The organism is Desulfovibrio sp. 6_1_46AFAA, from assembly GCF_000224635.1.
GTDB lineage: Bacteria > Desulfobacterota > Desulfovibrionia > Desulfovibrionales > Desulfovibrionaceae > Desulfovibrio > Desulfovibrio fairfieldensis.
The window spans coordinates 632,486-652,312 of sequence record NZ_JH114300.1 but is presented as its reverse complement, the minus strand read 5'-3'; the positions used below and the strand labels follow the sequence as shown (position 1 = coordinate 652,312).

19 protein-coding genes and 2 tRNA genes are annotated in these 19,827 nt (G+C 57.6%); 12 read left to right on the top strand and 9 right to left on the bottom strand.

The annotated features are described in order from the left end of the window. Nucleotides 1–104 precede the first annotated feature (104 nt). The 4 genes from HMPREF1022_RS16940 (at nucleotide 105) to HMPREF1022_RS18790 (ending at nucleotide 1,953) form a co-directional block, all read left to right on the top strand. Nucleotides 105–449, top strand: coding sequence for a plasmid mobilization protein (locus HMPREF1022_RS16940; protein WP_083823213.1), 345 nt, complete (start codon nucleotides 105–107; stop codon nucleotides 447–449). Next, the gene (locus HMPREF1022_RS18805) at nucleotides 409–657 is read left to right on the top strand and encodes a hypothetical protein (RefSeq protein WP_009301748.1); all 249 of its coding nucleotides are present in this window, start codon (nucleotides 409–411) and stop codon (nucleotides 655–657) included. The genes HMPREF1022_RS16940 and HMPREF1022_RS18805 overlap by 41 nt, the downstream gene beginning before the upstream one ends. Before the next feature lie 489 nt (nucleotides 658–1,146). Further along, nucleotides 1,147–1,680 carry a hypothetical protein gene (locus HMPREF1022_RS18795; protein WP_009301746.1) on the top strand — a complete coding sequence of 178 codons (534 nt, stop codon included), beginning with the start codon at nucleotides 1,147–1,149 and terminating at the stop codon, nucleotides 1,678–1,680. 3 nt (nucleotides 1,681–1,683) lie between these two features. Then, nucleotides 1,684–1,953, top strand: coding sequence for a hypothetical protein (locus HMPREF1022_RS18790; protein WP_009301744.1), 270 nt, complete (start codon nucleotides 1,684–1,686; stop codon nucleotides 1,951–1,953). A gap of 467 nt (nucleotides 1,954–2,420) precedes the next feature. On the opposite strand, the gene HMPREF1022_RS02665 is transcribed toward HMPREF1022_RS18790, so the two are convergent. From HMPREF1022_RS02665 to HMPREF1022_RS02650, 5 genes are all read right to left on the bottom strand, one after another. Then, nucleotides 2,421–2,849, bottom strand: a complete 429-nt coding sequence (locus HMPREF1022_RS02665) for a hypothetical protein (protein WP_009301742.1) — start codon at nucleotides 2,847–2,849, stop codon at nucleotides 2,421–2,423. 256 nt (nucleotides 2,850–3,105) lie between these two features. Beyond that, a complete protein-coding gene (locus HMPREF1022_RS17905) occupies nucleotides 3,106–3,756 on the bottom strand; it encodes a hypothetical protein (protein WP_009301740.1) in 651 nt (216 codons plus the stop codon). Further along, the gene (locus tag HMPREF1022_RS17900) at nucleotides 3,757–4,641 is read right to left on the bottom strand and encodes a nucleotidyltransferase domain-containing protein (RefSeq protein WP_009301739.1); all 885 of its coding nucleotides are present in this window, start codon (nucleotides 4,639–4,641) and stop codon (nucleotides 3,757–3,759) included. 160 nt (nucleotides 4,642–4,801) lie between these two features. Further along, nucleotides 4,802–4,878: transfer RNA gene (locus tag HMPREF1022_RS02655), tRNA-Glu, on the bottom strand. Between the two features lie 8 nt (nucleotides 4,879–4,886). Further along, a tRNA-Gln gene (locus HMPREF1022_RS02650) sits at nucleotides 4,887–4,961 on the bottom strand. Between the two features lie 261 nt (nucleotides 4,962–5,222). Between HMPREF1022_RS02650 and HMPREF1022_RS02645 the strand changes: the two genes are divergently transcribed. The 3 genes from HMPREF1022_RS02645 to HMPREF1022_RS02635 are packed head-to-tail and all read left to right on the top strand — an operon-like array spanning nucleotide 5,223 to nucleotide 7,743. Further along, on the top strand, nucleotides 5,223–6,953 hold the full coding sequence (locus HMPREF1022_RS02645; protein ID WP_009301737.1) for a YeiH family protein: 1,731 nt from the start codon (nucleotides 5,223–5,225) through the stop codon (nucleotides 6,951–6,953). A gap of 59 nt (nucleotides 6,954–7,012) precedes the next feature. Next, nucleotides 7,013–7,273, top strand: coding sequence for a hypothetical protein (locus HMPREF1022_RS02640; protein ID WP_009301734.1), 261 nt, complete (start codon nucleotides 7,013–7,015; stop codon nucleotides 7,271–7,273). A gap of 2 nt (nucleotides 7,274–7,275) precedes the next feature. Next, nucleotides 7,276–7,743 (top strand): DUF523 domain-containing protein, encoded by a 468-nt coding sequence (locus tag HMPREF1022_RS02635; RefSeq protein ID WP_009301732.1) that lies wholly within the window; start codon nucleotides 7,276–7,278, stop codon nucleotides 7,741–7,743. A gap of 190 nt (nucleotides 7,744–7,933) precedes the next feature. Here HMPREF1022_RS02635 and HMPREF1022_RS02630 read toward each other — a convergent pair whose 3' ends face one another. From HMPREF1022_RS02630 to HMPREF1022_RS02620, 3 genes are all read right to left on the bottom strand, one after another. Next, complete coding sequence (locus HMPREF1022_RS02630) at nucleotides 7,934–8,425, bottom strand: HyaD/HybD family hydrogenase maturation endopeptidase (RefSeq protein WP_009301730.1); 492 nt, start codon at nucleotides 8,423–8,425, stop codon at nucleotides 7,934–7,936. Nucleotides 8,426–8,513: 88 nt separating this feature from the next. Next, nucleotides 8,514–10,196, bottom strand: coding sequence for a nickel-dependent hydrogenase large subunit (locus HMPREF1022_RS02625; protein WP_008684402.1), 1,683 nt, complete (start codon nucleotides 10,194–10,196; stop codon nucleotides 8,514–8,516). Nucleotides 10,197–10,206: 10 nt separating this feature from the next. Next, nucleotides 10,207–11,154 carry a hydrogenase small subunit gene (locus HMPREF1022_RS02620; protein WP_008684401.1) on the bottom strand — a complete coding sequence of 316 codons (948 nt, stop codon included), beginning with the start codon at nucleotides 11,152–11,154 and terminating at the stop codon, nucleotides 10,207–10,209. 584 nt (nucleotides 11,155–11,738) lie between these two features. On the opposite strand from HMPREF1022_RS02620, the gene HMPREF1022_RS02615 reads away from it, so the two are divergent. Continuing rightward, on the top strand, nucleotides 11,739–13,004 hold the full coding sequence (locus HMPREF1022_RS02615) for an O-acetylhomoserine aminocarboxypropyltransferase/cysteine synthase family protein (RefSeq protein ID WP_009301726.1): 1,266 nt from the start codon (nucleotides 11,739–11,741) through the stop codon (nucleotides 13,002–13,004). A 77-nt stretch (nucleotides 13,005–13,081) separates the two neighbouring features. Here the strand turns inward: HMPREF1022_RS02615 and HMPREF1022_RS16445 are convergent, their stop codons facing one another. Next, the gene (locus HMPREF1022_RS16445; protein WP_009301724.1) at nucleotides 13,082–14,866 is read right to left on the bottom strand and encodes a sigma-54-dependent Fis family transcriptional regulator; all 1,785 of its coding nucleotides are present in this window, start codon (nucleotides 14,864–14,866) and stop codon (nucleotides 13,082–13,084) included. Between the two features lie 266 nt (nucleotides 14,867–15,132). Between HMPREF1022_RS16445 and grdA the strand changes: the two genes are divergently transcribed. Genes grdA through HMPREF1022_RS02590 form a run of 4 tightly spaced genes read left to right on the top strand, consistent with a single transcriptional unit; the run spans nucleotide 15,133 to nucleotide 19,822 of the window. Continuing rightward, the gene (gene grdA, locus HMPREF1022_RS02605) at nucleotides 15,133–15,702 is read left to right on the top strand and encodes a glycine/sarcosine/betaine reductase complex selenoprotein A (protein WP_332248499.1); all 570 of its coding nucleotides are present in this window, start codon (nucleotides 15,133–15,135) and stop codon (nucleotides 15,700–15,702) included. Continuing rightward, nucleotides 15,699–17,216 (top strand): SLC13 family permease, encoded by a 1,518-nt coding sequence (locus tag HMPREF1022_RS02600; RefSeq protein WP_009301718.1) that lies wholly within the window; start codon nucleotides 15,699–15,701, stop codon nucleotides 17,214–17,216. Before grdA ends, HMPREF1022_RS02600 begins: the two co-directional genes overlap by 4 nt. 39 nt (nucleotides 17,217–17,255) lie before the next feature. Beyond that, the gene (locus tag HMPREF1022_RS02595; RefSeq protein WP_009301716.1) at nucleotides 17,256–18,503 is read left to right on the top strand and encodes a glycine/sarcosine/betaine reductase component B subunit; all 1,248 of its coding nucleotides are present in this window, start codon (nucleotides 17,256–17,258) and stop codon (nucleotides 18,501–18,503) included. A 23-nt stretch (nucleotides 18,504–18,526) separates the two neighbouring features. Then, on the top strand, nucleotides 18,527–19,822 hold the full coding sequence (locus HMPREF1022_RS02590; protein WP_083823208.1) for a glycine/betaine/sarcosine/D-proline family reductase selenoprotein B: 1,296 nt from the start codon (nucleotides 18,527–18,529) through the stop codon (nucleotides 19,820–19,822). Nucleotides 19,823–19,827 lie beyond the last annotated feature (5 nt).

The window sequence follows — 19,827 nt, the reverse complement described above, 5'->3', positions numbered from 1 at the left end:
TCACAGACGGACCAAATCAGCAAAGGAGCATACAACATGGCAGATAAGCAGAAACTCAACACCGAAGAAGCCGCCGTCTATCTTGGCATCCGTCCCAAACAGCCTTGGTCAAGCTGCGCGTCACTCCGGCGGAAAAAACGGCCATCACCGCCAAGGCCGAGGCCCAAGGCCAGACCGTGACGGATTTCATCCGGCAACGCGCTCTGGACTACCGACTGCGGCAGACTCCCTTGGAAAAGGAGCACGTCCGTCAGCTTGCCCGCATCGGCGCGAACTTGAACCAGCTTGCGCGGTGGGTGAACATCCACAAGAGCCGGGCCGAGACAATAGATGTGCTTGCCGCCCTGGTCAGCTTGGAGCGGGTGTTGAGAGACACACCCCCCCGCAGCCAGCCGATGAGAAGCCGCCATGTATATGAAAGTCTTCCCACACGGCCAGGGCGGCGGTGACGGCCCCACGCACTACCTTGTGCGCCCGGATTATCCGGGCCGGGACGAGCTGCCGCCGGAAGTGCTGCGCGGGGATGTGGAAATCACTCGCGCCCTTATTGATTCGCTGGACACCAAATGGAAATTCACTGCCGGGGTACTCTCCTGGCATCCAGATGACACGGTAACGCCGGAACAGGAACAGCGCGTCATGGATGACTTTGAGTAGGTGGCCTTTGCGGGCCTGGAACCGGATCAGCGCAATATCCTTTGGGTACAGCACAGCCATGCGGGCCACCATGAATTGCACTTCGTCATTCCGCGCGTGGAACTCTCCAGCGGCAAGGCGTTCAATCCCTGTCCCCCGGTTGGCAGAAACACTTTGACGTGTTCCGCGACCTGCACAATTACCGGGAAAACTGGGCCAGACCGGACGACCCGACCCGCGCCCGCCTCCATGCGCCGGAACACGCCGACTTACACAAAGCCCGTCTGCTCCGATGGGGCAAGACTCCTGGCCCGGACGAGCGCGGCGAAGCCAAGCAAGCCGTCCATGAATATTTGCGGCAGTGCATCGGGCAGGGAACCGTGGCCAGCCGCACGGACGTGCTTACGGCCTTGCAGGAGGCCGGTCTGGAAATCAACCGGGCCGGAAAGGATTACATAACCGTCAAAGACCCTGATAGCGGAGAAAAACTTCGCCTCAAGGGAGGAATATATGCAGAACACTGGAAACTTGAATTCGCTGGCCGAGCGCATGAAGGCCAAGATGGAACAGGATCGCCGGGAGATGGAGTCTCAGACCCGGCAACAGTTCGACGCCTTGAGCAAGAGCTTGAGCGCATCATCGAAAAACGCGCTCAATACAACCGAAGCCGCTATCCAGCACCATTTCGCCAGCCTGGAGCGGAACGTAACTTCACGCTGCCGGATGCTGAGCGCCGCCTTTGGCTGGAAATGCCTGCAAGCCCTGGTCATAACGCTATGCATCCTGACGGGCGCGACCTTCGGCGGCTGGGGCTTGATGACCCTGGCCGGAAACAAGGCCACGGCCTTGCAGCGGGAGATCACAACGTTGTCGGAACGGAAAACAGCCCTGGAGATACAGAGTGCCGCGCTATGGGCCACGTTCAAGGGCTTGGAATCGTATCAGGCGGACGGCAAGGACTATCTGCTGACACCGGAAGGCTGGAAAATTATCCGCGCGGGAACAGTCGGCAAACGGGAAGCCTGGAGCATAGTGAGGAAATAAGCCATGACCGAACTGGAACGCACGCTCAAAAATACCTTGCTCACCCTGGAGCACGAATTGACCGCCACGCAGAAAGCGCACAGCGCATCCCTGGCCAACCACCAGCGCAGCCTGGAAAGCCACGCCCAAGCCATCCGTCAGCTACAAGAGAAAATCGGCCAACTCCAGGCAGAACAAGCCGAATCAGCGCGACACTTTCAAGGCTTGAGCGATATACACGCGAACTTGGAACCGCTCTTGTCTCGCTTGAGCGCCTTGTTGAGCGCCAAATAGAGCGGTTGCGGGAACGAGAGCGTCAGCGCAGCCGGGGGCCGGGGCTGGGACGGTAGCAGGCAGGCCATATCTGGCGGTCATTCTTCGTTTAGGATAAAAGCCATTGGAAGCAATATGGAGGAACGAATGTACACTAAAAATGGACGTCCCCTACAAGTGAAAGGAAATACTGTTTATAGCCGCTCCGGCAAAGTCGTAGGCAGAATTAACGGAAACAAAGTGTTTGGCCCAGATGGCAGCTATGTTGGAACGATAGCAGGTGATAGGCTGATATATCGCTCCACTGATGGAGCCACTAGAGGGGGAAGCTTTTCGTCGTGTAATTCCTGCGGAAGCGCCATGGCCAGTGCTTGCGGCTCAGCAATATGGGGTGATGAGCCTAATATTCCTGACTAAAATTTGAAAATGAATAGTAAAAGTCCTTGGCAACCGGGATTGCCAAGGACTTTGCTGGTACTCTTCCCTTGTTAGGCTTCTACAAGCTCAACAGTGCTGTAGGTATCCTGAATTTTGAAAAGCAGGTCTTCCACCCGTTTTAACTCACGGGCCAGAATATGAATGACCGCCCCGTCGATCTCCGCTTCCGCATCCATTAGTTCCATAAGTGCTGTAAACGCTGTTACTGACGAAGAAGCATTAAAAAGCACTTCGCGTAGGCTTTCCGCATCCTGTTCCTCAAAAAGCTCTTGTTCGCTACGCACTGCCAGCAGTGAAAAGCGATAGCTGCGGATTTCATCTTCGGATGTGTTTTCCTCCTCCGGTTCGGCCTCTACTGCTGGCGGACTGCTAAATTTGAGCAGGGCTTGTGCCGCATCGGTGAGCATGGCGGCTATGGCCGACAGGTCTGGTGATGACGTTTGGAAAGAAATCGGATTGGGCTGATGGTAACTGGACATTAGACACCTCTACGGTTTTCTTATTGGAGTTTTCAAAATGAGAAACTCCGGGTGCTAAGAACTGCCGTAGAGCAGCGGGCTATTTCCCTGTTGCCAGGTATTGTATTTCGCCCACACCCGGAGGATAATGCAGGGAACCACGCCTAGATTCAGGCGCAATAAAACCCACAGTCTTTCGGGGTGGGGACCGTCTACGGAAAGGTGTTCTTAAGCACCTGAAAAAAAGGAACCACAATTAAGTCCAACAGTCAAGCTTCTAGCTACAAGGCTGCATAGGATGGGGAGGCATGTCTTCAGGAAAGCAATCTGCTTTTTCTTTGCATTTAAATGTAAGGTTCACTTCACCTGTGGTTAGACGTTTTGTCCAGTATTCCCCAGACAGCTTATCTGACTTTTGTCCCACTATATTAAAAGTCATTGCCCCCTCATGCACGGGGCTTCTATTCTGAATGCCTACTTTGGGATTACTGGCATACAAATAACATAATTGTTTGATGTGATGTTCCTTATCGATTAAGAAGCTCTCACTATGACTATAACTTATCATTTCTTGTGTATACATAGTGCAATGTATTGCAAAAAAAGATTGATTTATGACAAGGATTGTAGGGATTGGTGCAATAGTGCTACCGTCATCTTTTTTCCAGTTTGACTGTATAATCCCTTCCCACGTGCCATTTAAATCAGGGAAAGGAACTAGCCATCCTTGAAAGTATTTAAAACGCCAGAACCATTTTATAAACAAAAAAGCAATAACAACATCTATTGTTATGACTTTTGATATTATATTTATGAAGTCAAGAAAGTTGTTAATATTTTTACCCATTGCAGTTGCTAATACAAACAGCAAGGCTCCAGATATTCCAACAATGACATATAAATATATCTTTACATTAGTGAAGTGCATTTAAAATCCTATGAAATTCCATGCGGATAGCGTGAAAGAGTTGGCATCATTTGCATTCCATTTTTGCCAACCATGAAACAAATACTTTAGATCGCTTACCTCGCCCCATTCTTTGCATTTTTCAATTTCTTTAGTATTGTTATACAAATATATTAATGAGTTTCTAATGTCGTCAGTATATAATGAATTTCCAAAATTACTGTTTGGAACATTCCATGCTAGACATTCAATAAAAAATCCACATACGCCACAATCTTTAATTCTACATTCTGACATTTCGCAAGAAAGAGATTTTAAAATACGCACAACTGATTTATATCGTCTTCCTGTATTTAAATTTTTATCTACTCCATTGCTGTAATGCTGTTGAGGCCAATTGATAACTTGACGTGAATTATCATCTGGCCTCAATTCGCATCCGGACAAAAAAGTTCCATCTGAGTTATAGCGCCTATGTTCAAAGAAAGGTGCAACATCAGCTTCAACGTGATAAGTGTTTTCTTTGACATCAATCGCTTTGTTGCCACGCTTGACGGCAGAGCGTCCAAAGTGAGTAACCAAGGCGTCATAAATTGCATTTTTGTAATCAGCATAAGAAAATGGAGCGGGAGCTATGGAGAAGTCTTCTGGGTGCATACCTTCTGGAAGCTCATAGAAAAATACATCTTTGCAAAGTACGCCAACATCAACATCACTGTCCGCCCGGACATTTGTATTGTTGGCATATGAGCCTTGGGCAAAAGCCGAATAATTTATTCCAGATAAGAACGCGCTCCTCGACAAGGCGTTTTTTATTGCTGATTCAGCGTTGCTGCAACGGGTTTCTTCTGTTGTTCCAGGAGGCTTCGCCCATTTCCGAAATTGCTCTTCCCAATCACGCGCCATAACATCCTCATATTTTGGCTAAAGCAAATAAAAACTATTTCAATTTTTCTACAGTCTAACAGTTTTATCTTATTTTCCAAATCTGTGGGGCAGAGCGTGGGGCAGATTTGCCCCACAACGAAAAAGCACTCACATTTTTATGTAAGTGCTTGATTTTCTTTGGCGTCCCCAAGGGGATTTGAACCCCTGTCGACGGCGTGAAAGGCCGTTGTCCTGGGCCGGCTAGACGATGGGGACGCATGTGTTGGCTGGGCTGCAAGGACTCGAACCTTGATTAGCGGAGCCAGAATCCGCCGTCCTGCCAATTGAACGACAGCCCAACACGAGGTGGAAAAATAGATGAGGTTGGGGGGATTGTCAATAAATTTTTGGTCAAAGCGCAGAAAGTTTTTCCGACGATGAAATGGACAGTGTCATTCCGTGGGGTAGGGATTCCAAAGATTTGTGACTTGAAAATTTTTATATTAGTTTGTATTATAAAGTAGCCCATACAATCCCAGTGTTCAATTTACTTATGGTGGTGAGACGTTCCCGATATCTGGGGAATGTCTGAAAACAATGGTCCTGATAAGGAGGAGTGAATGTCTCAAGAAAGCTCGGCGATCGTTGTCGACAGGGCAAAGTCGCAATGGTCCGACCTGTGGAAAAAGGAAGATTACTGGGCCATCTGGATTGGTTTCTTTATTCTGATCGTGGCAAGTTGCCTGGTCTTCGGCGGCCGCCAGGAGCTGGAGAGCAAGTATGAGCAGTACGCGGCGGTTATGAAAGCCGAATCCGCCAAACCTTTCAAAACCATAGAATGGTACCAGGCTTCCGCAGCCCAAAAAGGGCTTCAGGGACAGAATCTGGCTTCGGTCAAGCTGCTTATCAATCAGCTGAAAACACCGGCCCGCTGGCAGTCCAATCCCCTAGACGCCCTGATGATGTCGCAGGCCCAGGCCGACAAGGCCAATGAAGCCGTCATGCCGAAAGTGGATGCGGCCAAACAGGCCGAAGCCGCTGCTCTGGCCCAGGCCAAAGAGGCGCAGGCCGCCGCTGCGGCCGCCTCGTTCGGCGACGCCACGCTGAACGCCGCCGCTGAAAAGTCCATCGGCGAATGGCAGGCCGCCAAGAAAGCGACCGCCGACATCTCTAAAAAGCTGGTCAAGCCTTTCAACCGCATTCCCACCCTGATTGTGCTGGGGCTCGCGCTGGCCGTGCTGACCTCCATCGGCGCCAAGTTCATGGGCTTCAACGTGGGCAAGTTTTTTGTGGCCTTCCTGGGCGTGTATCTGCTGTGCGTGCTCGCCAATATCCTGGGCAACCAGAAGACCATGCGTCTTTACGGCATCAATGCCGAAATCTGGTCCATCGCCATCGGCATGATCATTGCCAATACCTTCGGCACGCCCAAATGGCTTAAAGAGGGTGCGCAGGTGGAATACTTCATCAAGGCCGGTCTCGTGCTGCTGGGCGCGGAAGTGCTTTTCCACAAGATTATGGCTATCGGCATCCCCGGCATTTTCGTGGCCTGGGTGGTGACGCCCATCGTCTTGGTCAGTACCTACATTTTCGGCCAGAAGGTGCTGAAAATGCCATCCCAAACCCTGAACATCGTCATTTCGGCCGACATGTCCGTGTGCGGCACCTCGGCGGCCATCGCCACGGCGGCTGCGGCTCGGGCCAAAAAAGAGGAACTGACCCTCTCCATCGGTCTGTCCCTGACCTTCACGGCCATCATGATGGTGGTGATGCCCGCCTTCATCAAGTGGGTGGGCATGCCTGAAGTGCTGGGCGGCGCCTGGATCGGCGGCACCGTGGACGCCACGGGCGCCGTGGCCGCGGCGGGCGCGTTCATCGGCCCTAAGGCCCTGCAGGTGGCCGCCACGGTTAAGATGATCCAGAATGTGCTTATCGGCGTGACCGCCTTCTGCGTGGCCCTGTACTGGTGCACCAAGGTGGACGCGCAGGCCTGCGGCCAACGCGTGGGCGCCATAGAAATCTGGCATCGTTTCCCCAAGTTCGTCATCGGCTTCCTGGCGGTTTCCATCATCTTCTCGCTGATCAGCAGCGGTCTCGGCGCGGACTTCGGCAAGATGCTGGTGGACAACGGCACCAACAAGGTTTCCGTGCCCCTGCGCGGCTGGTTCTTCGGTTTGGCCTTCGTGGCCATCGGCCTGACCACCAACTTCCGCGAACTGGGCAAGTACTTCAAGGGCGGCAAGCCCATCATCCTTTACATCTGCGGTCAGTCGCTGAACCTGTGTCTGACGCTGCTCATGGCCTGGATCATGTTCTACAAGGTCTTCCCGGAAATCACCGCCAAGATCTAGTATGTGTTTGACGGCGGGCCGCTGCGGGCTTTCCGTGGCGGCCCGTAATGGGAGAATGTATGCCGCCTGCCGTACGCAATCTGTTGAAAATGGGAAGCTGGGTACTGGCCCTCTGGCTTTTTTTCGCAGTGCTCACCCCGCGACTGGTAGCGCTATCGCCCGCCTGGCAACACTACGATGCCGTGCAGGAACAATACGGTCTGGACAGTGGTGCGTTGTACTACTCCGATGTGCCCGTCACGCAGGAGGCTGCGGACGCCGTGGGACGCGCCGTGCGCGCCGGTATGCAGGAACGGCACATGCTGGCGGCCGGACGTTGACGATGGCGACTCAGCCAATGCGCTACGTGGTCAGTGCCTGTCTGGCCGGGCAGGCTTGCCGTTATGACGGCGGCAGCAATTCCTGCCCGGCGGTGATTCGTCTGGTGGAAGAGGGGCGGGCCGTTCCGGCATGCCCGGAAGGTTTGGCCGCGCTGCCGATTCCCCGGCCACCCTGTGAACAGGTGGGAGAACGGGTGCTTTCCCGCGACGGACAGGATCTGAGCGAAGATTTTTTACGCGGCGCGCGACTGGCCCTGCACAAGGCGCTGGAGCAGGGCTGCGTGGCGGCCATTCTCAAGAGCCGTTCGCCGTCCTGCGGCTTCGGCCTGATCTATGACGGTACGTTCAGCCGTAGGCTGTGTGCCGGTGAGGGTGTATGGGCCCGGCTTTTGCGGGAAGCGGGCATAAAACTGTACAGCGAAGAGTCGTTGCCGCCGGAATTGGGCGAAGAAAAGAAAAAACAGCTGTAAGCCGCGCTCAGCGGCTTTTTTTCGGTAGTGGCGTTACCGCAGAGCATTTCACAACCCTGCCTCTGATATGCCGTGGTCTGCTCCGGCGTGATGTCTCGCCTTACATCTTCTCATCCTCTGTTTCCACACTCCGCGCGATTCGGGCGATAACCGCATTCTTCTGATCAGCGCGTTGCAGAGTCTTCCGGCGCTACTCCGCCTTGGGTTCGGCCACGATGCCGCGTTGGGCCATTTCCGCCACGGCTTTGCGGCAGAATTCCGGCAGCAGGGCTTCCGCCTGCGGGCTCAGTCCCACATGCATGGTCTTATAATCAAAGGGCTGCAGGCCGATGACAATCGCCTCCGGCCTGTGTCCGGCCAGATCACAGGTGACCAGCGTGTCCAGCAGGTCCGTCTGATGCATGGAGTCGCGGAAACTCAGGCTCTTGCGCAAATCCTCGCCCTCCAGCAGGTAGACCGTGCCCGGCGCTTCCGGTCCCAGCACCACGTCCAGCACCACTAGAAAATCGCACTCCTGCAGTTCCGGCATCAGCATCAGACCTTGGGTGCCCCCGTCCATCAGGCGGACATGCGCGGCCCAGCGGTAGTGGGCTTCCAGGTATTCCACGGCCCGCACGCCGAAGCCTTCATCCGTCAGCAGAATGTTGCCCACGCCCAGAATCAGTATCCTTTTGTCGTTCACGCGTCCCCCTGACGGTTTTGGAGAAGGAGAGGATCAGAAAAAGGGCGGGGAATTACCCCGCCCTTGTACAGACTGTGCAAAGCCTGCTCTACAGAACCTTGAACTTGTGCACTTCGTTGGTTTCTCCGTCGATCACATGCACGGCACAGGCGATGCAGGGGTCGAAGGAGTGGATGACGCGCAGGATTTCCACCGGACGCTTGGGATCGGCCACCGGCGTACCCGCCAGGGCTTCCTCGGCCGCGCCGGGCACATTCTTGCCGTCCCGCGGTCCCAGGTTCCAGGTCGTGGGCACCACAAGCTGGAAGTTGGCGATCTTGGCGTCGGCATCAGTCCGCAGCCAGTGGGAGAGGCCGCCGCGCGGCGCGTTGACGAAGCCCACGCCCTTGGCGTCCTTGGGCGCGTCGTAGTTCTCCACGATCTGCTTGTCTTTGGTGATGTTATCTTCGTATTCATTCAGCCAGGTTTCGATCTGCTGGGCAATGGCCAGGGTTTCGATACCACGCGCGGCCGTGCGGCCCAAGGTGGAGAAGAGTGCTTCCGGCCCCACGTTCAGGGTCTTGAGCACATTGTCCACCAGCGGCTTCACGGTCTTGTGGTTCTGGGTGTAGGCCACCAGCACCTGGGCCAGGGGGCCGGTTTCCATGGAAATGCCGTCGTAACGCGGGGCCTTGAGCCAGGAGTAACGATCCGTGTCGCCCATGCTGGTGAAGGCGGGCTTGGTTTCGCCCTGATAAGGCGGCAGAGCCTTGTCGCCTTCGTACCAGCTGTGGCGGACATGTTCCTCGATCTTGGAAGGATCAAAGCCCTGGGGATTGCCGATCTTGCGGTCCAGAATGACGCCCGGCTTGAGCCAGCGCTTCTGCAGGTCGCGTTCGCCGCCGGGGGCGGGGAATTCGCCGAAGGCCATGAAGTTGTGCGTACCGCCGTAGGTGGCGCATTCCTTGTAATTGGCGGCTACGGCGAGCAGATCCGGAATGTAGTAATTCTCAATGAAGGCGCGTGTTTTCTTGTACTGCTCCTTGAATTCCTTGATCCGTTCGGGGGTCAGGGCGTCATAGCAGGTCACGCCGCCGCCCACAGTGAACTGGGTGTGCGGATTCTTGGCCCCGAAGACGGCCATGGCCCGCGCCGCCTCCACCTGGACTCGCAGGGCCTGCAGATAGTCGGCCGTGGCGATCAGGTTGAGCTCCGGGCTCAAGGTGTAGGCCGGGTGGCCGCCCAGGAAGTAGGCGTTGGTAAAGGGGCCGAGCTGGCCGCTGTCCACAAAGGTTTTAAGTTTGCTCTGGACGGCTTTGTAATCGTCGGCCGTAACCTTGCGCGCGGAAATGGAAGTGGCGATCTTGGCCGCCTTGGCCGGATCGCCCTGCAGGGCGCCGGTCACATCCACAAAGTCCAGAGCGTGCAGAGCATAGAAATGCACCAGATGGTCATGCAGAAACTGCATGCCCAGCACCAGGTTGCGGAGATAGGTGGCGTTGGCCGGAATAGGCTTGTTGATGGCGTCTTCCAGCGCACGGGTGGAGGCCAGGGCGTGCGTGTAGGTACAGACGCCGCAGGTACGCTGGGTAAAGTGCTGGGCGTCGCGTGGGTCGCGGCCCTTGAGAATGAGCTCCAGGCCGCGGAACAAGGTGCCGCAGCTGCGGGCTTCCTTGATCTTGCCCTTTTCCACTTCCACTTCAATGCGCAGATGCCCCTCGATACGGGTCAGCGGATCCACTACCACAGGGCCGGTGTAATCGCTCTGGGGCGCTTTAATGACTTCGCTCATAACTTCCCCCCTAGTTCTGGTAGAATGGCGTCATTTCGTCCCAGAAGCCGGGCTCGCTGCAACCAATGCAAGGATGTCCGGCGCCCACCGGCCAGTTGGTCTGATTGAACAGAATCTTGGGACAGTTGTTGTACGTCTGGGGGCCTTTGCAGCCCACTTCATACAGACACCAGCCCTTGCGGGCTTCTTCGGAATTGAAGGAGGGCGCGAATTCGCCGGCGTCGAAATGTTTGCGGCGTTCGCACAAATCATGCACGCTCTGGCCGTAAAACATGAGCGGGCGGCCGTTTTCGTCCAGTTCGATTTTCTGGCCCTTGAGGAAGGCCACCAAGGTACCCACCAGGTTGAGCGGGTTGGGCGGGCAGCCGGCGATATTGATGGCCTTGACGCCCAAGTCGCCGAAAGCGTCGTTGACGCCCTTGGCCGCCGTGGGATTGGGCTTGGCGGCCTGCACGCCACCGTAGCAGGCACAGGTGCCCATGCTTACCACAGCCTTGGCCTTGGGCAGAATGCCCTTACAGATGTCGTACATGGTCTTGCCGCTGATGTAGCCGTATTTGCCCTCCATGGCCGTGGGGATGGCCCCTTCCACGATGCAGATAAAGCCTTCAGGGGCGGTGACGGCCTGGTGCAGAGCCTCTTCCGCGGCTTCGCCGGCGGCGGCCATGATGGTTTCATGGTAATCCAGGGAAATGGTATCCATGATCAGGCTGTCGATGAAAGGTTTATAAGTACGCAGCAGGGCTTCGGAACAGCCCGTGCATTCGGCGGCGTGCAGATACACGACCGAGGGACGGCGGCCTGTCAAAGCCGCGGCCACGTCAGAGGCGAAGGCCGGGCCCATGCCCATGGTCACCGCCACCGCCGTGCAGAATTTCATGAAATCGCGGCGGCTGATGCCCTGGCGTTCTAAACGCTCCTCTCCGCTTTGTTTGCCCAGACCCACGGCAATACGCATAATAGCCTCCTGGCAAAGGTGAGTGAAAGGCTGAAACGGAAACCCTGCCACAGAGTTTCCCTTGCTGAGCACAGGGCAGATATCCGTCGCGGAAAAGAGCGGTACGCTCCGGAATGTAATGTCCGTTGCGCCTGCGGCGGCTGTCTGTGCAAGATGTCAGCAATCACTTTCGGATGGCGTGCCATCCTCACGGTCAATGGCGGCTACGGAGACATTGCCCTGTCCTGTCCCGAACAAAGGGGACAACCACCATTTGCAATTGAGAATATACCCTGAAAGATGAAGGGTCAATAGGGAGAAATTTTTTTTGTTGTCATTTGCGCGCATCGTCACAAGGGAAAAGCCGGACAGTTGCCTTGGCCGGGCGCATGGGATAGTTTGCTGCCGCGCCATGCCTGTATGACGTGATATCGGCGGCCCGCCGGTACGCTGTGGAGCGGTTCCGCATCTCCGGCGTCGGAGCATCTTGTCAATGAAATTGCTTACGATGCCCGGCGGTATTGCTTGTTGGAACTATTTTTTTCAGAATGAAAATGCCCCAGGTCGCGCGGACATTCAGCCCTATTTCCGAGGAACGTAACGCCATGAAACTGGAATCCCTTTGCCTGCACGCCGGTTACAGCCCTGAAAACGGCCAGCCGCGCGTATTGCCCATTGCCCAGAGCACGACCTTCAAATATGACTCCACGGCCGAGGTGGCCAAACTGTTCGATCTGGCCGAAGCGGGCTTTTTCTATACCCGCCTGGGCAATCCCACCGTGGACGCCGTGGAGCAAAAAATCGCCGCTCTGGAGGGCGGAGTGGGCGCTTTGTGCACCTCGTCGGGCCAGGCCGCCAGCATGCTTGCCGTGCTGAACCTGGCGCAGAGCGGCGAGCACGTGGTCAGTGCCTCCAGCATTTACGGGGGCACCTTCAACCTCTTTGCGGTGACCCTGAAGAGGCTGGGCATTGAAGTGACGTTTGTGGATCAGACCGCTTCCGACGAAGAACTGGAAAAGGCCTTCCGGCCCAATACCAGAGCGGTGTTCGGCGAGACCCTGGCCAATCCCTCCATGGACGTGCTGGATATCGAGCGTTTCGCCAAACTGGCCCACCGGCACAGGCTGCCGCTGATCGTGGACAATACCTTTGCCACGCCCGTGCTCTGCCGTCCCTTTGCCTTCGGGGCGGATATCGTGGTGCATTCCACCACCAAATATATGGACGGGCATGCCCTGCAGATGGGCGGGGTCATTGTGGACAGCGGCAACTTTGACTGGACCTCGGGCAAATTCCCGGAATTCACCGAACCCGACCCCTCCTACCACGGCCTGATCTACAGCGAAACCTTCGGCAGGGCCGCTTACATCGTCAAAGCGCGCGCACAACTCATGCGCGACATGGGCTGCTGCCAGACACCGCAGGGCGCGTTCTACATCAATCAGGGGCTGGAAACCCTGCCCCTGCGCATGGAAAAACATTGCCGCAACGCCGAGGCCGCCGCCCACTATCTCGCGGGGCACGACAAGGTGGAGTCGGTGAAGTATCCCCGTCTGCCCGGCAATCCCAACAAGGCCTTGGCCGATAAATATCTTTGCGAGGGATGCAGCGGCGTGGTGTCCTTTTCGCTCAAGGGCGGACGCGAAGCCGGAGCGCGCTTCATCGACAGCCTGAAAATGATTTCCCTCCAGGTGCATGTGGCGGATATCCGCACCTGCGTGCTGCATCCGGCAAGCTCCACCCACCGCCAGTTGAGCGACGAACAGCTGCGGGAGGCGGGCATTACGCCCGGCATGGTGCGTCTTTCCGTGGGCTTGGAAAATCTGGACGACATTTTGGCGGATCTGGACCAGGCCCTCGAACAGGCCTGAGTCATTCCGTCCGGGCGGCATATGCAGTGGGGAGGTTTGGGCCTTCCCACTTTTTTATGTTCTTTTCCGTCCCCCGCTTACAATCTGTCCCGGGCCAGCAGGCGGTAGAGCGTGGCCCGTGAAATGCCGAGGGCTTTGGCCGCGGCTGCTTTATGTCCCTTGTGCTCTTCCAGGGCGTGTTCCACCAGTCGCACGCTGTAGGCCCGCAGCAGGGCGTCCAGGCTGCCGGAACTTTTCAGTTCGCTGCCGGCCTGACGCAACAGCAGGGGCGGCAGATGCTCCATCTCGATCAGCTCTCCGTCCAGAATATTGAAGGCGTATTCAATGACATTGGCGAATTCGCGCACGTTGCCCGGCCAGTCGTAAAGCATGAGGGCATTGTAGACATCTTTGGATACGCCTTTGACCCGCTTCTGAAAGAGTCTGGAATAGCGCCGGAGAAAGTGGATTACCAGGGATTTGATATCTTCCTTGTGTTCCCGCAGGGGCGGAATGCTGAGGGAAACCACGCTCAGCCGATAATAGAGGTCGCTGCGGAATGCCTGCCCCCGCATCCGGGCCAGCAGATCGCTGTTTGTGGCGCAGATGATCCGCACGTCCACCCGCCGGGTGCTCTGACCGCCCAGACGCTGCACCTCCCGTTCCTGGATGATGCGCAGGAGTTTTGCCTGGAGCGGCAGGGACATTTCCCCGATTTCATCCAAAAAAATGGTGCCGCCGTGGGCCTGCTCAAAACGGCCCACGTGCCCGCCTTTTTTGGCCCCGGTAAAGGCCCCGGCCTCATAGCCGAAAATTTCCGATTCCAGCAGGCTTTCCGGCAGACTGGCGCAGTTCAGCTTGATGAAGGGCGCATGGGCCCGCTTGCTCAGGGCGTGCAGGGAGTGGGCCAGTAACTCCTTGCCCGTGCCGCTTTCGCTCTGAATCAGCACCGTGGACGATGTGCCCGCCACTTTTCTGATCATTTCCTTGAGCCGCAGAATTTCCCGGCTCTGCCCCACAAAGTCCGAAAGAGTGTACTGCGCGCCGCCGGCACTGATTTCTTCTTCCCGTTTTTTGTGCGGCGCGTCCGTTTGAAGCGGCGTAGAGGCTCCGGAGGCGGAAAACGGCGCGGAAGGCGTTAATACCGCAGTGTCCGCGCCGGGTGACTCTTCTTTCGCAGGCACGGCTTCAAAGACGTAGAGGTAGCCGTGGCAGCCATTGCCGTGCATGAGCGGAGTACGGGTCACAGCCAGCGCGGTACCGGGCGACGCGGGCAACCCCTGGTTCGGGCGGAGCAGCAGATGCTGCGCGACGCGGCATTTTTTCGAGGCCGTGTCTTGGAAAAATTCATCGGTAAAAGCGAAAATATCCGTAATTGCGGCTCCATGGGCTCGTGCCAGGGCACCGGACGGCAACATGGCTTCCAGGGCGGGATTAAAAAAGGCGATCCGTCCCCAGGCATCCGTGATCAACAGGCCGGAAGCCAGATGACGCAGGGCTGCGGTTATGCGCACGAGCTGGGCAGCATTGGCGCTGTAATCGGCGGCCAGTTGGCGCAGGTCGCTGATGTCCCGCAGAATGAGCGCCAGCCGGGCCCGTGTGGAATCCCCCCCAAAGTACGCGCTGAGCAGAAAGAGCCGTTCCCCCAGCTTCAGCTTGCGCTGCTGGATGGCCGTGCAATCCCGTTCCTGAAAAACTTTTTCCAGCTCCAGTTCTCTTTGCAACAGGCGCAACGCGGATCTGCCCCGGCCCCTGCTCGGATCAAACAGGTTTCCAGCGGCCTGATTGGCATACAGCGGCCTGCCGGAATCATCCAGCAGAAGAAAGGCGTCCGCGAAGGCATCCAGTACAGCGGGTGAGAGGGAAAATAAGGCGTCCGGCATCTTTGTCTCATTTTTAAGAATTTTGCATTAAAATTGCTACAAATATAATATCTATATTTACAATAGGTTATGCAAAAATATTTTTTTATTGTCTTATTATTAAGAATTTAGCTCAGCATATCCTGGTCAGGTCCGCTTGCAAAGGTTTTTTACCTTTGGAGAGTCCGGGCGATTTTCCGGATGCGTACGGTTCGGCCGAACTCCCTGAACCGCATGAACTGCGTGCGCCGGGGAGAGCGGAGCGGGCAGGTCCATGTATATGAGGGATGGGCTCCAAGCCTCTGGCATGTAACTTGCTCTTTATTTCACCAATAAGCGTCCCGGCGGACGCCGGTCCAACAGCGGAGGGAACCATGCGCGGCATACAGGGCAGAAAAGTCATCATTATCGGCGCGGTGGACGGCATTCCCGCCGAAGCCGCGCGCCGGGCTGTGGAGGCCTGCGGCGGCGAGATCATCTTTGTGGCCAACCAGTTCTTTGTCTGAATGACCGCCGGAGCAATGGATCTGGAAGATCAATGGAAAATTGCAAAGCTTGTTGAGCGCCACGGCAGAAGCGATCTTCTTGTACTACTGGGCTGCCCCGACGCGGAAAGCAGCCAGATTCAGGCGGAAACCGTCACCCTGGGCGATCCGTCCATGGTTGGTTCTCTGACCGCCAGCAGGCATTTTCTGGAAGTGTACCACCTGGTCGAGCCCGAAGTGCGGCAGGCGGTGCCGCACGCTGTCTACGCGCGGTACATCGGGGAATACGCCGCCAAACTGGACACGGACTCTTTGCTGAAACGGATGCGGGACGTACGCGCCCTGGTCGCCACAACGGGGGAAACACCATGAACAAACCACAGAATACGGACAGCGTGATCCCGCCGCAAGCGGCCCCGGCCAAGTCGGCGGGCCTGCGCAATTTGTGCAAGATCGTCCTGGCGCTGGCCTGCGCCCTGGTCTTCCATTCGCTGGACCTCGGAGACGCCCTGACGCCGCAAGGCCACGGCATTCTCAGCACCCTGCTGTTCATGGTGCTCATCTGGATTACGGAGGCCGTGTCCTATTCCGTCAGTTCCTTTTTTCTGATCGTCTCCATGACGCTGTTCACGGCCTTTGCCGTGAACCCCTCCACAGGGCAGATTTTAGGCACGGGCAAGGCATTGGGCCTGTCCCTGAACGGTTTCAAGTCCGGAGCCTGGGTGCTGGTCGTGGCCGCGCTTTTTCTGGCCGCAGCCATTCAGAAGAGCGGCCTGGGTCAGCGCATCGGCTTGCTCATCCTCTCCCGCATGGGGGCTCGGCCGCGCCAGGTGCGTCTGGGCATCCTGCTGATGTGCTTTGTGCTGACCCTGTTCATTCCCGCCCAGGCCGCCAACGCCGCCCTGATGACCGCTGTGTGCGTGGGGTTGATCGATGTGTTCAAGATCCGGCGCCAGGACAATCTTGCCAAGGGCATGCTGCTTATCGTGGCTTTCGGCACGGGCCTGGCCGGTATGGGCGTGTTGACTTCGGGCGCGCCGCCCATCCAGACCGCCGCCTTTATCGCCCAGGCCACGGGCCATCAGATTTCCTGGCTGGAATGGCTGACCTACGGCATGCCCTTCGCCATTGTCATGGGACTGGTGCTGCTGGGTCTGGTGGAGCTGTTCTTTCCCGTGGGCAAGGCGGAAATGGGCAGCGGTCGGGAGACCATCCGGCGGGAACTTGCCAAGCTCGGCCCGCTGAGTTCCAGGGAACGCAAGCTTTTGATCATCATGTGCTGTACCATTTTGCTTTGGGCCACGGGCAAGAAACTGCATCCCCTGGACAGCAGCACGGTGGCGCTCTGCGCGGTATGCGCAATGTTTCTGCCGGGCGTGGCCGTGACCACCTGGAAGGAAATGGTCAACGTGGTCAACTGGGGCACGCTGATGCTCTTCGGCGCGGCCATTTCTCTCGGCCAGGCGCTGCTCTCCTCGGGCGCGGCGGCCTGGGTGGCCCAGAACACCCTGGCCCGTCTGGGCATGGGCGCGTGGCCGCCGTTGCTGATCATCGGCGTGGCGGCCCTGTTTTTCGGCGTTTTCGCCCTGGCGTTTTCCGCCCGCTCTGCGGCGGTGGCCGCCCTGGTGCCCACGGTGATCGGCTTTGCCCAGGCTCTGCCGGACTCCGCCGGGTTGAGCGTCTGGGGCCTGTCCATGGTGCTTTATTATACCATCCAGTTTTCGCTGCTCTTGCCGGTCAACACGCCCATGTCCATGGTGGCCTATTCCACCAACACCTTTTCGGCCCGTGAAATGGCCAAGGTAGGCGTGCCGCTCTGTCTGATCGCCATTCTGATCATGATGCTGTTTGCCGCCACCTACTGGCAATGGGTCGGGGTGCTGTAGAGACGGGTCTGGTGAGAGACGCATAACAAGGAGTCGAACATGCGCCTGGAACTTGCGCATATCAAAGTGGAAGATGTGGTTTTCGGAGCCGAAACAGCTCTGAAGGACCATATCCTGACTATCGACCGGGAAGCGTTGCTGGCCGCTATGGACCCTGAGGGCTTTTTTGTCGAAAAACGGGTCACGCTGGTCAAGCCTGGCCAGTCGGCCCGGATCATCAGAATCATGGACGCCATGCAGCCCCGCTGCAAGATCAGCGGCGGCACGAGTCCTTATCCGGGAACCATCGGCGATATGCATATGGCCGGACAGGGACGCACCCATGTGCTGGACGGGGTCTGCGTCATGCAGACCGGCACGCGCCAGGGCATTCAGGAGGGCATTGTGGATATGAGCGGCCCCGGTGCCGCCTATTCCCTGTTCAGTCGGCAGTGCAATGTCGTGCTGGAATGCCTGCCCCCGCCGGACGTGAGCAATGCCGTTTTTGACGAGGCCACCCGCCGGTCTTTGGCCCGTGCCGCACTCTATCTGGGCGAGACTGCCCGGGAGGTCGCGCCGGAAAGCGTCAGCATCTTTGACGCGGACCGGCCCGTGGACCCGTCCCTGCCGAAGGTCGCCTACATTTATTATCTGCAATCGCAGGGGCCGTTGCGTAATACCTATGTCTATGGTCTTGAGGCCAGAAGCCTGCTTCCCACGTTACTGCATCCCAATGAGGTGCTGGACGGGGCCATTGTCAGCGGCAATTACATCATCGCCTGCCAGAAGAATCCCAGTTTTCTGCATGCCAACAATCCGGTGGTGCGCGAGCTGTACGCCCGGCACGGGATCAGCTGCAATTTCGCCGGGGTCATTGTCGCCAATGAAAACAGCACCCTGGCGGATAAAAAACGCAGCGCCGATTTTGCCGTCAAACTGGCGCAGCAGCTCGGCGCGCAGGGCGTGGTGCTGACCCAGGAAGGCGGCGGTCATGCCGACACGGACCTGATGCTTGCCGCAAAGGCCTGCAAGGAGCGGGGCATCACCAATGTGATGCTGATCAACGAGCTGGCCGGGGCCAACGGCGACCAGCCGTCGCTGGTGGACACCGCGCCCGAGGCCGTGGCCGTGGTCAGCACCGGCAATAATGATCAGGTGATTTCCCTGCCCGCCGTGGAGCTGCTGTGCGGCGGCACCGGCCTGACCAACGTGTCTGACGCGTCCGCAGCCTTTTCCACCGCTCTGGGGCGCATGTACACGGCCACCTGCCAGTTGGGCGCGTATGCCTTGCGGGCCGGAGAACGTTAGAGCGGGGTTCGGAAGGAGACATCATGTTGCGCATCGTACACTATCTCAATCAGTTCTTCGGCCAGGTAGGCGGCGAGGAAAAGGGCGGCATGGGGCCCATGCTCAAGCAAGGGCCGTGCGGACCCGGCGTGGCTTTTGCCGAATCATTAGCCGATCTCGGCGTCATCGTGGGCAGCGTGGTCTGCGGCGACAATTACATGGCTGAAAATACAGAACAGGCCCTGCAAGAGCTGCTGCCCATGATCCGCTCGCTTCAGCCCGATCTGCTCATTGCCGGACCGGCCTTTAATGCCGGGCGCTACGGCCCGGCCTGCGGCGCGGTGTGCAAGGCCGTGCAGAAGGAATTGCGCATTCCGGCCATCACCGCCATGTACCCGGAGAATCCGGGCGTGGACCTCTATCGCCGGGACGTGTTGATTGTCAGGGCCGGGCCTTCGGCGGCGGGCATGCGTGACGCGGTACGCGCCATGTCGGGGCTGTTGCGCAAGCGCGTGGCGGGCGAAGTTACCGGTCCCGAGGCTGACGGCTATTTCCCCTCGGGCATCCGGGAAAACATCCGCGTGGAGCGCAGCGGCGCGGTCCGGGCCGTGGACATGCTGCTGGATCTGCTGGCGGGCAGGGAAATCACCACCGAACTGCCCATGCCCGTGTTTGATTATGTGCCGCCCGCGCCTCCCGTGCGGGATATGGCCAAAGCGCGCATCGCCCTGGTCACCGAGGGCGGTTTTGTGCCCAAAGGCAATCCGGACCAGTTGGAATCTTCGCGCGCCGGCAAGTACCTGCGCTATGAACTCCACAACGTGGAGACGTTGAGCGGCTCGGATTTTCAGACCGTCCACGGCGGCTACAACAACGCTTTTGTCAATGAAGACCCCAACCGCCTGGTGCCGGTGGATGCGTTGCGCGCCCTGGTGCGCGAAGGCAAGGTGGGGGAGATGGCCGATTATGTCTATACCACCACAGGCAACGGCACTTCCTTTGAAAACAGCCGGGCCTTCGGCGCGGCCATTGCCAAGGCCCTGAAACAGGACAATGTGCAGGGGGTGATTCTCACCTCCACCTGAGGCACGGGCACTCGTTGCGGCGCAACGATCACCAAGGAACTGGAACGGGCGGGTATTCCCACGGCGCAGATCTGTACCATCACTTCCATAGCACAGGCCATCGGCGTTGCGCGGGTGGTGCCGGGCGTGGGCATTCCCCATCCGCTGGGCAATCCGGCGCTGGATGCCGGTTCGGAAAAGAAGCTCCGCCGGGAGAAGATGGAGCGGGCCCTGGAGGCCCTGAGCACGCCGCTGAGTGAAGCGCGTATTTTTTAGAGCAG